Genomic DNA, 14474 nt, shown 5'->3' with positions numbered 1-14474 from the left:
CCTTGAAGCTGACAAAAATTTCCATATTAATTAGGATTAATCAGTTGTTGGGCAGCAATTTAACACTCGAAGTGCTATATTGCTGGGCAAAATTTAAGGTCAAAACTATGTCTCAAAAGGTGCTGTTTTGACATCTATTCTTATAACATTTTCAAAAACGGTAGTTTAATGCTTAAACCAAAAACGTATTTCGGCTCTCTCATAAACAGCTTAGTCCTGTGTGTATGCACTTTTTCAGTTTCTGCTGCTGTGGTAATCCCACCTGCGCCAAGTGTCGCTGCCAAAGGTTTTATACTAATGGATTACCAAACCGGTAATGTTATTGCAGAACAAAACGCTGACATTCAAATTCCCCCTGCAAGCTTAACTAAAATGATGACAAGCTATGTAATAGGAATAGAGCTAGCCAACGGCAATATCAAAGAAACAGATATGGTGACTATTTCTGAGAACGCTTGGGCTAAAAACTTTCCTGATTCTTCAAAAATGTTTATTGAAGTAGGCAAAAAAATCTCAGTTGCCGACCTTAATCGCGGCATCATAGTGCAATCGGGTAACGATGCCTGCGTAGCAATGGCAGAACATATAGCAGGCAGTGAAGAAGCCTTTGCCAGCATGATGAATATGCATGCAACCAAACTCGGCATGACTCAGACCTATTTTGTTAATAGCCATGGTTTACATGACGCTCAGCACTACACCACGCCACGAGATATGGCTATTTTGTCAGCGGCGCTGATACGTGATGTTCCGCAAGAATACGCCATCTATGCAGAGAAAGAATTTACTTTCAATGATATTAAACAATACAACCGCAATGGCCTATTGTGGGATAAAAGCCTAAATGTTGACGGTATCAAAACTGGTCACACTTCAGATGCTGGCTATAGCTTGATAACCTCAGCTTATCAAGGTGACATGCGTTTGATTTCAGTTGTGATGGGTACAGACAGCGAGAGAGCCCGTAAGGTTGAAAACAAAAAGCTACTTAAATACGGCTTCCGTTTTTATGAAACAATCACCCCATATAAAGCAGGTGATAGTTTCGTGTCTCATCGTATATTTATGGGTGACAAAGAAACAGTGGACCTTGGTATTTTACAAGATACCCCAATTAATATCCCTCGAGGCCAAAGCAAAAATTTGAAAGCTAACTTTAAGTTAGATAAAAACCTTCAAGCCCCTATTTCTAAAGGTGAAGTCGTCGGAAAATTGTATTTGCAAATTGAAGGTGAAGATGTCGCCGAATACCCATTAGTTGCATTACAAGAAGTAAAAGAAGGTGGATTTATCGACCGCATGGTTGATTTTGTCAAATTACAGCTTGGCATCGATAGTTAATAAATCACCCTTTTATGAGTTTTCGAGAAAAATATGGACACTAAATTTGATGAACTGCTGGACTTCCCGTGCCAGCAAACCTTTAAAGTAATGGGGCTTGCCCATGAAAGGTTACCTGAAGACGTTATTTCTTGCTTGCAAGTCCATGCACCAGGAGACTATTCACCTAAGGTAAAACCCAGTTCAAAAGGAACGTACCACTCAATATCACTCAGTGTAACTGTGACTAGCAAAGAACATATGGAAACCCTTTATGTTGAGCTTGCAAAGTTAGAGTTAGTTAAAGTGGTACTGTAGACAATATTTGCCGTCAATTATGCCAGCTGAATTAATTATTAGACAATTAGGCCGTCAGCCCTACTTGCCTATTTGGCAAGGGATGCAAGATTTCACCAATAACAGAGATATCAACACTGCCGACGAAATTTGGCTAGTGGAACATCCAGCGGTTTTCACCCAAGGACAAGCGGGTAAGGAAGAACACTTACTTATGCCCGGCGATATTCCAGTGGTCAAAGTTGATAGAGGTGGCCAAGTCACCTACCATGGACCCGGACAACAGATGATGTATGTATTACTGAATCTAAAACGCAACAAACTAGGCGTAAGGGACTTAGTAACTGTGCTTGAAGAGTGTGTGGTTAACACTCTTAAAGAGTACTCAATAAGTGCTTATCCTAAAGCAGATGCCCCTGGAGTCTATGTTGACGGTAAGAAAATCTGCTCTATTGGCTTAAGAATACGTAAAGGTTGCTCCTTTCATGGACTGGCCTTAAACGTCAATATGGACCTAAGCCCATTTAAACGGATAAATCCATGTGGTTATGCGGGTCTGGAAATGGTAGATTGCGCACAATTTAACGGCCCTGATTCTATAGATGTAGCAGGCAGTAAACTGATTGAAAACTTATGTGCCTTATTAGGCATAATGAAAACAGAATATAAAGAAGGCTTAAATGACTAACGCACGCCCTCAAGCCGGAGTGAAACTTCGGGATGACGAAAAAGTTAAACATATTCCAATTACCATAGTGCCGACTGAAAAAGCAGAAATGTTACGTAAACCTTCGTGGATCAAGATAAAACTGCCACGTAATACTGACAAAATTGATCATATCAAAAATACTTTGCGTAAAAATAACTTACATTCTGTTTGTGAAGAAGCCAGTTGCCCTAACTTAGCCGAATGTTTTAATCATGGCACCGCGACCTTTATGATTTTGGGTGATATCTGCACCCGTCGTTGTCCTTTTTGTGATGTTGCTCATGGCAAACCGCTACCACCAAGTGCCGAAGAGCCAGTCAAGTTAGCTAAAACCATAGCTGAGATGAAATTAAAGTATGTAGTGATTACATCAGTGGACCGCGATGATTTGCGTGATGGTGGCGCTCAGCACTTTGTAGACTGCATAACAGCTATTCGCGAACATAGTCCGGCCACCAAAATTGAGGTGTTAGTTCCCGATTTCAGAGGACGCATGGACAGGGCCCTAGAAATACTCAAAAAAGGCCCACCAGACGTATTTAATCACAACCTTGAAACCATTCCACGTTTGTACCGAGAATGCCGCCCAGGTGCGAATTACCAATGGTCCTTAGATTTGTTGAAAAAATTCAAACAGCAACATCCGGATATTCCCACTAAATCAGGCTTAATGATGGGTATGGGTGAAGATAAACACGAAATAGCAGAAGTATTGAAAGATTTACGCAGCCACGACGTTGAAATGTTAACCCTAGGCCAGTATTTACAACCCAGTAAACATCACTTTCCATTAAAACGTTATGTACATCCTGACGAATTTAATGAACTCGATAACGTTGCTAAAGAATTAGGATTTAGTCATGCTGCTTGTGGCCCTATGGTGCGCTCCAGTTATCATGCTGATAAACAAGCTGCTGGTGAAGAAGTGAAATAACCTCTAGCTCTCAATAAATAAACTAAGGCCCAGCATTTCGCTGGGCCTTTTTTATTCTAAACCGAACCTTTATTTCAACAACGCTAATAGCTCTGTTGTTTTTTCTTCCATTAAAGCAATGTCACCTCTAGATTCTACGTTTAAACGAACCACAGGCTCTGTGTTTGATTTGCGTAGGTTGAAACGCCAGTTTCCAAACTCTAAGCCAATTCCGTCGGTGTAATCTACTAATGTCGCGGAAGACTGGTACTTTTCTAATACCGATTTAATAGCCACATCGGGATCGGCCAATGTTCGATTAATTTCACCTGATGAAGGAAAGGCTTCAATACGTTCTTTGACTAACTGTGACAATGCTTTTTGTGTGGTGCATAACAACTCTGCCACCAATAGCCATGGGATCATACCTGAATCACAATAAGCAAAATCTCGGAAGTAATGGTGAGCACTCATTTCACCACCATATATCGCGTCATCAGCGCGCATTCGTTCTTTGATAAAAGCATGCCCGGTTTTGCTTTTTATGGGTACACCACCTGCTGATAAAACGATATCCTCGGTATTCCAATAGACTCTTGGATCATAAATGATTTTTGAACCTGGCTTTTTGTCTAAGAAGGCTTTGGCCAAAAGACCAACAATATAATAGCCTTCGACAAACTCTCCTTTTTCATCAAATAAAAAACAACGATCGAAATCACCGTCCCAAGCAATGCCCATATTGGCGTTATTTTCGATAACCGCATTAGCAGTATCTGCCCTACTTTCTGGTAGCAATGGGTTGGGAATTCCATTTGGAAAAGAGCCATCGGGCTGATGGTGTACTTTTATAAACTCAATAGGCACACTGGCGGCCTCTAAGGCACTTTGAATAGCATCTAATGCATCACCTGCCGCACCATTGCCTGCATTAACCACTAATTTTAACGGGGTGATATTGTCGATGTCGATGTAAGACAACATGTGAGAAACATATGCCTGCATATTATTTAGCTGCTTATATCGACCAGAATCCTGAAGTTTATTGGTTTTAACAGACGCCTCACCTTGTAAAAAAGCTTGTTCACTCACTAAACCTTCTGAATAAAACTCTAGCCTAGCTTGTACATCTTCTGTCGTATAGGTTTGCGCTAAATCACGAATTGCAAATAATCCGGTATCACCGCTTACTGGTTGAGCGTCAGTTTTGACTAACTTCAATCCATTATAATCGATAGGATTATGGCTGGCTGTGACTTCAATTCCACCATCAACACTAAGATGTTTAGTGGCAAAATAGATCTCTTCAGTGCCTGTCATACCTAAATCGGTTACCGTTGCCCCTCCGTCAATCAAACCCGCAGATAAGGCTAACTTGAGTGGTTCTGAGGTTAATCTTACATCCCCCCCCACTACCACCGTTTTAGCTTGCATATATTGTGCAAAAGCACGCCCAATACGATAGGCAATAGACTCATCAAGTTGTTCGATTAATTTACCGCGTATGTCATACGCCTTAAAACAAGTAATTTTCATAAATTCTCTTAGGTATCAGTCATTGTTAGGGGCGTTTATTTCGCTTCAACACGTCCGTAGCGGTCAGAAAAACGCACGATATCATCTTCACCTAAATACGTACCAGATTGAACTTCTATCAGCTCAAGTGGTATACGGCCTGGGTTTTCTAACGCATGCACCACACCAATAGGAATGTAAGTAGATTGATTCTCCGACAACAACAATGTCTGCTCGCCATTAGTGACTTTTGCTGTACCTGACACCACTATCCAGTGTTCGGCTCTATGGTGATGCATCTGCACAGAAAGTTTCTCGCCAGGTTTAACCGTAATGCGTTTTACTTGGAAACGTTCGCCATTATCAATTGAGTCATAACTCCCCCAAGGTCTGAACACTTCTCGATGAAATTCCCACTCAGGTCGATGTTCTGCTTTAAGTTGATTGACTACATTTTTGATATCTTGCACTTTATCTTTATGTGCCACCAAAACGGCATCTTTAGTTTCAACCACTACAACATCATCTAAACCCACAACTGAAATCAATCGTTGTTCAGAATTAATATAGCTGTTACTGACTCCGTCAAGAATTGCGTCACCAATAACTACGTTATTATTGATATCTTTTTGTTTAGCGGTTTCCCATAACGAAGACCAACTGCCTACGTCACTCCAACCGGCATCAAGTGGAACCACACAAGCCGAGTCGGTTTTTTCCATGACTGCATAATCGATAGAATCATCAGGGCAAGTACCAAAAACATCGGCATCGACTCTAACAAACTCTAAATCAGTGGACTCGGACGCGATGGCCTTTTTACAAATGTCCAGCATCTCTGGCGCGTACTTTTCAAGCTCTTGCAGATAACGACTGGCTTTAAACATAAACATGCCGCTATTCCAATAATATTCGCCCGAATCTACATATTGTTGCGCCGTGGCTAAATCAGGTTTTTCGACAAAACTTGCTACATCAAACCCCACGTCTACACAAGTAACCTGTTCACCACGTTTAATGTATCCGTATCCGGTATGCGCTGAGTCTGGGACTATGCCGAAAGTCACCAATTTGCCTTGTTTGGCTAATACTTCAGCATGAGAAATGGCTTTGTGAAATTCCGGAGTATTATTGATCAAATGGTCGGCGGCTAAAATTAGTAGAATGGGATCTTCGCCATTCAATGAAGCGTGCAATGCTGCTAAAGCAATTGCCGGCGCGGTATTACGCCCCATAGGTTCGAGTAAAATACCGCCGTGTTGTATGTCTTGTTGTCGAAGTTGTTCTGCAACTAAAAATCGATGGGCATCATTACATATCACTATAGGTTGCTCTGAATCGCTGCCCTCTAACCTTGCAATAGTGTCTTGCAACATAGTCATGTCGCTTGTCAAACTCAAAAACTGCTTAGGTAAGGCCGCTCTTGATTTAGGCCATAAACGACTTCCACTTCCACCAGCTAAAACAACAGGTTTCATTTCACATTCCTTTTTGATTATTTTTATTTCTTAAAACAACGTTGTTGTTAGTGTATAGCTCTAAATAGTATTAAAGCTTGGCGGCATATTCAATCACCAACAGCAAACAAGACGACTTTATTCGCTATTGATTTATCTTCCCTAGAAAACTTACCAGACTCCATTGGAGTTATCTACCGCTCCCCTGATATAATCCCTCTCTAAATGAAATGTATTAGAAATGTGAGTTTATGGATCAGCAGCAAGTATCTGAGCAACGTTTTGGCGGCACCCAACGTCTATATGGTTTATCAGGTACCGATATATTAAGGCAATCGCACGTCTGCGTAGTTGGCATTGGCGGAGTCGGTTCATGGGTCGCTGAAGCTTTAGCAAGGACAGCCCTAGGGCGTATCACTTTAATTGATTTAGATGACATTTGTATCACCAATACCAACAGACAAATCCACGCACTTCAAGAGACAGTAGGTGAAGCAAAAGTCGACGCTATGGCTAAACGAATTTTGCAAATTAATCCCACCTGCCAAGTATCGATTGTTGAAGACTTTGTCACCCCCGACAATGTAGCAGAATTAATCCCGCATTCCTTTGATTACGTTGTAGACGCTACCGATAGCATCAAAGCAAAAGCCGCTATGGTAGCCCATTGCAAACGCAATAAAATACCAATCATTACCATAGGTGGTGCTGGCGGACAGATCGACCCAACACAAGTAACAGTCACAGATTTAAGCAAAACCATCCAAGATCCACTGGCAAAAAAATTGCGTTCTGAATTACGTAGATTTTATCACTTTAGTACTAATCCCAAACGTCGTTTTGGCATTGATTGTGTATTTTCAACTGAGCAACTTCGTTACCCACAGGCTGACGGCAGTGTGTGCATGAACAAAACACTCACAGATGGTAGTGTTAAGCTAGATTGCAATAATGGTTTTGGAGCGGCGGTGGCAGTTACCGCTACATTTGGATTTGTTGCCTCAGCAAGAGTCATAGATAAGTTAATCAGTAAACACAATAGTATTAGTCAGTAGCGACAGGTTTTGATTTACATTTTTTGAAATCCAAAAACAGGGCTATAGCCAACCATATACCCACGGCTATGGCTAAAAACCAAGTATTTTCTGCAACTTGCATGACTTGCTCGCTTAATACTGAGGTGCCCCAAATTAACAGTAAGTAGTAAGGCAAGTTAAGCACCCCTGCCCAAAGTATCACTTTGGGAGACTGCTGGTTAGCCCCTTGAGTAAACATAAAAAATGCCAGTGAATTAATATGGATCATCGCTACTAACAAATTTTTCAACACTACTTTGGGATGTTTAGTTTTCACCTCACCAAAGGATTTTCCTAGAAAGTAGTTAACACCTGAGCCTAACGTAGCAGCAATAACCATGGCCAAGGTTAAAAAAAGTATATCCTGTGGCTGAGGTTTAGATAATACTACCAGTACCACTGCAAAAAATTGTCCAGGAAAATAAAATCCAACGTAGACAATAGACTCTAATAAAATAATCAATAATATGAGTAGATAAAATCCCCCCTTAAAATTTGACTCTACGCTCTGCAGTAATTCTAAGCCTGAAGGTATCAGTTCATAACTGACTAATGCAGATATCACGGATAGAGCAATGAGCGCGCTTAAGGGTAATACAAACGAGTATTTCAAAAACAATCACACCTTTTTTTGATTAGTCACTCTTTATACGACAATAATAGCCGAGGGATCATCAATGAAACTCGGCTAATAGTAGATCAGGGGCCAGCATAGCTAAATTATATTTCTAATCGACAAACTCGCTAATAAACAACACAATAGTCTTACAAAAAAGTACAGTGAGACAAAAAAATGCAGATGACATCGGCAGAATTGACAGAATTAATGATAGATAGCGCACAAAATGCGGTTACCACTACCGAAGAAGAGTTTAACATCACCTTAGATGGCTCTGATGAAAGTATCGATCTCGTAGATGACGTTATATTAAGCTGGTTGGGGCGCTATAAAGCTCAAGCCTTAGAGGCCAATGCAGTGTTCACCATTTGTAATATCTACGGAGCTTACGTAGGTGAAATTTTTCGCGAAAAAATCGGTGGTAATTGGACTTATGACGAATCCGACCCTGACGCTCCTTACGTTGTACTGAACTATGCTGGCAGCACCTATGCATTTGCCGGAATTTGTTATCAAAGGCTGGTAAACGATAGTCAAATTAGTGTCAGAAGCTATTACGACCAAGCAATAGCCAACAATCTACAGTAACTTACCTATTGTGCTTAAATCACAGTTTTGGCTGTTGACGTTTCAGGTAAATTATCTTTCCAGTCCGTCAACATCATCTGTGTATGTTTGTCTCGAAGTAGAAAATAAAAAAACAGTACATCCAACATCAAGGTTACCGCTATGACCCACGAAAATTGCCAATGGTGAGCCACAGCAAGAGTAACATGTAAACCTAAGTCGGCTAGGACTGAAAAAATTAATAATGGTTTGATGGATGAAAACAACCAACATCGATCTGCTTTCCAAATTTTTTCCCTAAACCCCAAAAGCAATAAGGTTAAGAAAGACGGAACAGCGATAGCTAGACTGATATAAAGGTAGTGTTTATTTGAGTAAAACAATGCTAACAACTGCTCACCATTTTCTCGCACAGAAACTGAACCTATTAACACCAGTAGGCTTCGGCATAAAAAACCAATACAAATATACAGTGAGACAGCTGGTTTTATTCTACCAGCTTCATCGTAATATTTTAGGGGGAGTAAAATCTTCATTGCTTTGGGTTGATATACTTTGGGAGATTACAGATTAAAATAACTTATGACTTGCGTAGCACACTACGAATTTCAGCTAGTACTTCGTCGCCATCAGCTAAACTGGTTACCGAAGTATAAACATGCATATTCGTATCGACAGCGACTTTTTCGCCATTGTCATCTTTAATTGTTATATCAGTTAAAGCATTTTGTACTCTTGAAAATAGTTCTTCTGCAATAATATTTTCTAGGTTGACTAAACAAACAATAAATTGATCAGTTCCTACACGGCCAACAATATCCTTTTCCCTGGTTACCTGCCTTAAACAATCGGCAACTTGTTTTAATGCCTGCTCTCCAGCCTTATAACCATGTTCAGCATTCATAGCAGTCAAATTAACCACATCTATTAGAGCCAAAGCATTAACATTATCACCTACAGGTGCGCTTACCTTCTTAACCTTTGACATTACTGAATGTTCATTTGAGAATCCAGTAAGTGGATCAGTGGCTAACTTACGCAGATAACTCCTACCTAAAGTAAAATAGATTAACGCTATCAAGGCTAAAATACTGAATAACACAAACAATATAATCTGCAAACGCTGTTCTTGTGCCTTAGCTAAATTTGATTCCAAACCACTAATTTCATTGTGTAGATTCGCTACACCAAGCACACGAGCAGATGTTTGTTGATTTTTAATTTTCTCTAGAGCGATAGCTGAATAGTTATCAAAACTAAGGGTTGCCGCTTCAACGTCTCCTAAAAACAAATGTGCCTTAACTAAAAAAGCGGTGTAATAAATATGTTTAGATAATCTAGCTGGCATCGCTAAATTAACATCATTTTGTTTTTGTAAGAATTCCCTAACGCACGCTTTGTCCTCATCATGTAAACACAGAGCAGCCACATACCACTGATGTAATCTTTCCATTGTCTTATCGGAAATTTGTTCGAGGAACACCCCCCAAGTTCGCAAACTCTTGCGCAATGCTTCAAAATCGTTAGTACGATATGCTTGGCGACTTTGCGCGAAGTGATACCAACTATTGGTTAAGGGTGTGTTCACTGTTAAATTGCGTCTACCCAATTCCTCTATCATTAAGTTAGCGTTTTCATAATCGCCACTACCTGTATAAGCGGTGATTAAACTAATCAAGGGAGCAAGTTGATTCTTCTCTTCGTAGACGTTTAACCCGATTTCATATGCTTTTGCATATTGCTCCGCAGCGAGTGCCCGTTGTCCAATAGAGCTGTACAGCAATCCAATATTATTATGAATATGTGCTAAGGACGCTAAATCAGAGCCATCAGAATACGACTCAAGCAGCGCAAACAAACGTCCTAATTTGATACCTATATCTTGTTTTTGACCACAAACAGTAATAAGACCAAGTTGTGAGCTCAAATGAATATCGTTAAATTTACCTTTGGCCATTTGTTCCGACTGACGGTAGTAATCACATTTTCCAGTTTTTTCCTGAACATCAAAAATATAACCTAACTGATAATGAATACTGGCATAACTTTGTGAATGTTGATTAATATTGGGATCTATCAATAAATCTTGAAGCTTTTTTTGGGCTTCATCATACTTGCCAACACATATTAACCACTGCGCTTTGTGGACTTTTAACTTAATGAGTTGTTCAGGTAAAACGCGGGAACTTTTAATATATTGCTCAACCAACGGCATGTATTCATCATCGGGACAATTATAGGTAGAAACCTGAATATCTAGAATAAAGTCGTCTACTTTGTCAGCTAACACACTTTGTGAATAGACAGCAAAAAATAAGCCTACAAACGAGGCTTTTAAAATAAATGAGAAAGGGAATCTTTGCATATACTTCATAATCGGTAACCTTAATTGTTACCACAGTGTTTTTCCAGTTCTATTCATTGTTAAAACAACAAAAATGCGATTATTAAAGCAGATACTCGATTCAACTTCCCTAACGCGGTAGTGAGTTACTCGCTAAGGTTGGCTCTTTTATTCGACAGTCATCTACTAATTTTTCTAAATCACACTGCAATTTAATTGTGTCAGATTTAACAGCGTTGGTAGCAACAGATGAATTTTTTGAATATGCAATTTGGCCAAATTCGCAACAGGATAAAATAATGAAAACAATCCAAAATAGCTTCTTGTTAGACATGCCCTACTCCATTTGATAGATACAAATAAATGTGTACTTTATCTCTCTAGAGCAAATCCAAGGCCAAGATTTATTATCAATACTTTCAATATCTTACGGACAAATTGCATATCCAAGTTTACCAAAAGCGCCAAATAGTAAGAAATTTAACTAAATTTTGCGTAGTTACAAAACTTCGTTATTCATTAACTGATTAGCGCTGATACGGCTAAAAGACTATCGATTTTCCGCGGCCATTAGCTTCTGAAGCAGCGGATAATTTACCGTCTTTATTCAATACAACGTGCATATCACCAAAACGACGATTACTCATGATATATCCCATTTTTTCTAGCTCACTGATCACTTCAGGGGCTAATCCATCATGATAACGAATCACATCTTTTGGCAATAATTGATGATGAAATCTGGGTTGATTTACTATATCTGTTGCATCCATAGAAAACTCTAGGGCATTTAAAATAGATAAATATACTGAACTTATAATAGTGGTACCGCCTGGTGAACCTGTTACCAGCACCACTTTACCATCTTGAAGTACCATACTTGGCGTCATAGAAGACAACATACGTTTCTTAGGCTGTATTTCGTTAGCTTTGCCACCCACAGCCCCAAACACGTTGGCTACACCAGGTTTAGAACTAAAATCGTCCATTTCATCGTTCAATAAAAATCCAGCTCCTTCAACCACCACACTGCTGCCGTATCCCAGATTAATAGTGGTAGTGTTCGAAACTGCGTTGCCCCACTTATCCATCACTGAGAAATGAGTGGTTTCTTCACTTTCTTTTAATCCGGGTTTAATTAATTCAGTTTCTGATATCTTATCTCGCATAACTGACTGACTTCGCATCGTTAAATAGTCATCAGCAATTAAGTTAGTCACTGGCACGTCGATAAAATCCGGATCGCCTAGGTATTCAGCTCGGTCAGCAAACACCCGTTTACCAATTTCCGACAACAAATGTAAATAAGCGGCAGAATTATGAGCCAGTTTTTGTTGATCACGAGTCAATAGGTCGTACATTTTTAACCATTGAATAATAGCAACACCACCAGAACTCGGCGGTGGTGAGGTAAGCAATTGATATTCACGCCATTTAGCCTTTAAAGGCTGGCGAGTCTTAGCTTCATAAGACAACAGATCTTTTTCCGTCACTAATCCTTTTTCTTTACGCATAAAATCACTGATTATTTTTGCAGTTTCACCTTTATAGAAACCATCTCGTCCTTGATCTCGAATGCGCTTTAAGGTTTCTGCCAATTCTGCTTGTTTAAATACTTGGTTGGCTTTTGCAGATTCAAAATAATCTTTGAAATTTAATTCAAAACCACGCTTTTCCAATCGAGCTATATGTCTTTCAATGGAACTCGCGAGTTTAGGGTGCACCTCAAAGCCTTCCTCAGCCAAAGTGACCGCGGGTTGCAAGAGCTCTTTCCAGGGTAAACTGCCATGTTTTTCATGAGCTAACCACATACCAGCCACTGTCCCTGGCACACCAGAAGACAAAATGCCGATTACTGATTGATAGGGGATAACCTCGCCGTTTTCATCCAAATACATATCTCTGTGTGCAGATAAAGGAGCCTGCTCTCTATAATCGATAAAGTCAGTTTTTTGGTCCTTATAGACCAGCATAAAACCGCCACCGCCTATATTACCGGCTTCAGGTAGGGTAACGGCTAATACAAATTGTGCCGCGATGGCAGCATCGACCGCATTACCACCTTTTTGTAAAATGTCTCGAGCAACGTCTGCACTGTAGCTGTCAGGCATAGCGACAGCTGCTTGGTTAACAGTTACAGGCGCTGTTGCTTGAGTGGGTAGTTCCTTTTGTGAACATGCCAAAAGGCACAGACTCGTTAACGAGAGTAGCAGCAGGCCCGACAATTTCTTTGGTGTTATCTTTGCCATCAATTATTTTCCTTCAAACTTAAATCATTACTAAACTAGCGATAAAATATCCAACAAAGGCTAAGGCTCCGCCGAATAACGCATAGGGCATTTGTGTACGTACATGTGTCAATAAATCGCAACCTGACGCGATGGATGACACAGCTGTAGTGTCAGAAATTGGTGAACAGTGATCACCAAATACTCCTCCCCCCAAAATAGCAGCGATCACTAACGAAGGCGGTAACCCTAGGGTTTGGATTAGCGGCACCCCAATTGGAATAAGTATGGCGAACGTCCCCCACGAGGTGCCTGTACTAAAAGACATCATGGCACCAGCTAAAAACAACACAGGCACAATTAAACTCACTGGCAAATAATCCCCTACCATCCCAGCTACAAAGACGCCAGTACCGAGGTCTTTTAAACTGGCTCCAAGTGTGAGTGAAAACAAAACGATAGTCACTAAAGGTAAAATTTCTCCCATACCTTTAAAACCCGTATCGACTAATTCTTTATGAGAAGATTGTTTAGCACTTAACATCAAAATATAGGCGACAAAACATGCAAACAAAGTGGCGTAAAGCACCGACTTACTGCCATTTCCATTAGCCAAGTCACCGTCTCCAGTCCACAACATAAAACCTACCATGGAAAAAATCATACTTGCCAAAGGCACCAACATAAACCGCGCTTTCGTCGCTGGAACTGCTACTTGTTCTCCTTCCATAGTCGCCAGTTCTTTCTCCGCCGCTTTCATAGGGCCATGAACTTTATCTGCCAGTATTGTATAAAGGACTATCACAAGAGCAATAATTGCATAAAAATTAAGTGGGATTGTGCCCCATAAAACAGACACCGCGCTTTGTTCAAATTCATAATTACTTAACAAGGCCAAAATAAACGCACCCCAGCCATTGAGCAAAATAAGAATACAAATGGGGGCACTGGTACTATCGATAACATAAGCCAACCTTGCACGGCTCATTTTAAATTTATCAAACAATCCTCGGGCTAAAATACCTGATGCCAATACACTTAGATTCGATTCGATAAATACCACTATGCCTGTAAACATAGTCAGCAAGCCCACTTGCTTTTTGCTCTTTGCCACCCCTTTATTGATCAACATTTCTACTGTCGCTGTTACTCCGCCTGAATAACGCATAAAAGCTAACAATGCCCCAATTAAAAGGCTAAAAAGTAGAATCCTACTGTTACCTTCCGAAACCACAATTTCGACCACCCGCTCTATTGAGCCAATAGTACCGGTAAATAAGACTTCTGTTTTATTTTGATAGGCGAGCAACCACTCAGCTGACAGAATCGCAGCTATAAGCGCCAATATCACTTCTTTGCGCCAAAACACGATAATGATGGCAATAACGGGGGGGAGTATGGAATACCAATGCATAAACAAACCTTATTT

The 14474-nt window shown here is 40.3% G+C and carries 14 protein-coding genes; 6 read left to right on the top strand and 8 right to left on the bottom strand.

Annotation, left to right across the window (positions count from 1 at the left end; translation table 11 throughout):
- The first annotated feature begins 168 nt into the window (after positions 1 to 168).
- From KO534_RS06150 to lipA, 4 genes are read left to right on the top strand one after another with little or no spacing between them, the layout of a single operon-like run.
- Positions 169 to 1341 carry a serine hydrolase gene (locus tag KO534_RS06150; protein WP_215928497.1) on the top strand — a complete coding sequence of 391 codons (1173 nt, stop codon included), beginning with the start codon at positions 169 to 171 and terminating at the stop codon, positions 1339 to 1341.
- A gap of 33 nt (positions 1342 to 1374) precedes the next feature.
- Positions 1375 to 1638: a DUF493 family protein YbeD gene (ybeD, locus tag KO534_RS06145; RefSeq protein ID WP_215928495.1), complete on the top strand. Its 264-nt coding sequence runs from the start codon at positions 1375 to 1377 to the stop codon at positions 1636 to 1638.
- A gap of 19 nt (positions 1639 to 1657) precedes the next feature.
- Positions 1658 to 2305 carry a lipoyl(octanoyl) transferase LipB gene (lipB, locus tag KO534_RS06140; RefSeq protein ID WP_215928493.1) on the top strand — a complete coding sequence of 216 codons (648 nt, stop codon included), beginning with the start codon at positions 1658 to 1660 and terminating at the stop codon, positions 2303 to 2305.
- Positions 2298 to 3260, top strand: a complete 963-nt coding sequence (lipA, locus tag KO534_RS06135) for a lipoyl synthase (RefSeq protein WP_215928491.1) — start codon at positions 2298 to 2300, stop codon at positions 3258 to 3260. The genes lipB and lipA overlap by 8 nt, the downstream gene beginning before the upstream one ends.
- A gap of 69 nt (positions 3261 to 3329) precedes the next feature.
- On the opposite strand, the gene KO534_RS06130 is transcribed toward lipA, so the two are convergent.
- Positions 3330 to 4775, bottom strand: a complete 1446-nt coding sequence (locus KO534_RS06130; protein WP_215928489.1) for a phosphomannomutase CpsG — start codon at positions 4773 to 4775, stop codon at positions 3330 to 3332.
- Positions 4776 to 4810: 35 nt separating this feature from the next.
- The gene (locus tag KO534_RS06125; protein ID WP_215928487.1) at positions 4811 to 6232 is read right to left on the bottom strand and encodes a mannose-1-phosphate guanylyltransferase/mannose-6-phosphate isomerase; all 1422 of its coding nucleotides are present in this window, start codon (positions 6230 to 6232) and stop codon (positions 4811 to 4813) included.
- Between the two features lie 230 nt (positions 6233 to 6462).
- On the opposite strand from KO534_RS06125, the gene tcdA reads away from it, so the two are divergent.
- Positions 6463 to 7266, top strand: coding sequence for a tRNA cyclic N6-threonylcarbamoyladenosine(37) synthase TcdA (tcdA, locus tag KO534_RS06120; protein WP_215928484.1), 804 nt, complete (start codon positions 6463 to 6465; stop codon positions 7264 to 7266).
- Here the strand turns inward: tcdA and KO534_RS06115 are convergent.
- Positions 7256 to 7900, bottom strand: coding sequence for a hypothetical protein (locus KO534_RS06115; RefSeq protein WP_215928482.1), 645 nt, complete (start codon positions 7898 to 7900; stop codon positions 7256 to 7258). The two genes, tcdA and KO534_RS06115, sit on opposite strands and share 11 nt — an antisense overlap.
- A 180-nt stretch (positions 7901 to 8080) precedes the next feature.
- On the opposite strand from KO534_RS06115, the gene KO534_RS06110 reads away from it, so the two are divergent.
- Positions 8081 to 8494: a hypothetical protein gene (locus KO534_RS06110; protein WP_215928480.1), complete on the top strand. Its 414-nt coding sequence runs from the start codon at positions 8081 to 8083 to the stop codon at positions 8492 to 8494.
- Between the two features lie 14 nt (positions 8495 to 8508).
- Here KO534_RS06110 and KO534_RS06105 read toward each other — a convergent pair whose 3' ends face one another.
- The 5 genes from KO534_RS06105 to KO534_RS06085 form a co-directional block, all read right to left on the bottom strand.
- Positions 8509 to 9009, bottom strand: a complete 501-nt coding sequence (locus tag KO534_RS06105) for a DUF2919 domain-containing protein (RefSeq protein ID WP_215928475.1) — start codon at positions 9007 to 9009, stop codon at positions 8509 to 8511.
- A 44-nt stretch (positions 9010 to 9053) separates the two neighbouring features.
- Positions 9054 to 10847 (bottom strand): tetratricopeptide repeat-containing diguanylate cyclase, encoded by a 1794-nt coding sequence (locus KO534_RS06100; RefSeq protein WP_252731987.1) that lies wholly within the window; start codon positions 10845 to 10847, stop codon positions 9054 to 9056.
- A 100-nt stretch (positions 10848 to 10947) separates the two neighbouring features.
- Positions 10948 to 11151, bottom strand: a complete 204-nt coding sequence (locus KO534_RS06095) for a hypothetical protein (RefSeq protein ID WP_215928473.1) — start codon at positions 11149 to 11151, stop codon at positions 10948 to 10950.
- A gap of 208 nt (positions 11152 to 11359) precedes the next feature.
- A complete protein-coding gene (gene ggt, locus KO534_RS06090; RefSeq protein WP_215928471.1) occupies positions 11360 to 13066 on the bottom strand; it encodes a gamma-glutamyltransferase in 1707 nt (568 codons plus the stop codon).
- A gap of 19 nt (positions 13067 to 13085) precedes the next feature.
- Positions 13086 to 14459 carry a Na+/H+ antiporter NhaC family protein gene (locus KO534_RS06085; RefSeq protein ID WP_215928469.1) on the bottom strand — a complete coding sequence of 458 codons (1374 nt, stop codon included), beginning with the start codon at positions 14457 to 14459 and terminating at the stop codon, positions 13086 to 13088.
- Positions 14460 to 14474 lie beyond the last annotated feature (15 nt).

Origin of the sequence: Paraglaciecola arctica, assembly GCF_018861065.1 — a bacterium.
Lineage (GTDB): Bacteria > Pseudomonadota > Gammaproteobacteria > Enterobacterales > Alteromonadaceae > Paraglaciecola > Paraglaciecola arctica_B.
Note: the sequence above shows the minus strand (reverse complement) of the source record. Positions and strands in the feature narration are given on the sequence as shown.

Coding starts and splice junctions, on each gene's coding strand:
- tcdA (WP_215928484.1), top strand. CDS start 6,463: ATGGATCAGCAGCAAGTATCTGAGCAACGTTTTGGCGGCACCCAACGT.
- lipB (WP_215928493.1), top strand. CDS start 1,658: ATGCCAGCTGAATTAATTATTAGACAATTAGGCCGTCAGCCCTACTTG.
- KO534_RS06130 (WP_215928489.1), bottom strand. CDS start 4,775: ATGAAAATTACTTGTTTTAAGGCGTATGACATACGCGGTAAATTAATC.
- KO534_RS06110 (WP_215928480.1), top strand. CDS start 8,081: ATGCAGATGACATCGGCAGAATTGACAGAATTAATGATAGATAGCGCA.
- KO534_RS06125 (WP_215928487.1), bottom strand. CDS start 6,232: ATGAAACCTGTTGTTTTAGCTGGTGGAAGTGGAAGTCGTTTATGGCCT.
- ggt (WP_215928471.1), bottom strand. CDS start 13,066: ATGGCAAAGATAACACCAAAGAAATTGTCGGGCCTGCTGCTACTCTCG.
- KO534_RS06100 (WP_252731987.1), bottom strand. CDS start 10,847: ATGAAGTATATGCAAAGATTCCCTTTCTCATTTATTTTAAAAGCCTCG.
- KO534_RS06150 (WP_215928497.1), top strand. CDS start 169: ATGCTTAAACCAAAAACGTATTTCGGCTCTCTCATAAACAGCTTAGTC.
- KO534_RS06095 (WP_215928473.1), bottom strand. CDS start 11,151: ATGTCTAACAAGAAGCTATTTTGGATTGTTTTCATTATTTTATCCTGT.
- KO534_RS06105 (WP_215928475.1), bottom strand. CDS start 9,009: ATGAAGATTTTACTCCCCCTAAAATATTACGATGAAGCTGGTAGAATA.
- KO534_RS06085 (WP_215928469.1), bottom strand. CDS start 14,459: ATGCATTGGTATTCCATACTCCCCCCCGTTATTGCCATCATTATCGTG.
- lipA (WP_215928491.1), top strand. CDS start 2,298: ATGACTAACGCACGCCCTCAAGCCGGAGTGAAACTTCGGGATGACGAA.
- ybeD (WP_215928495.1), top strand. CDS start 1,375: ATGGACACTAAATTTGATGAACTGCTGGACTTCCCGTGCCAGCAAACC.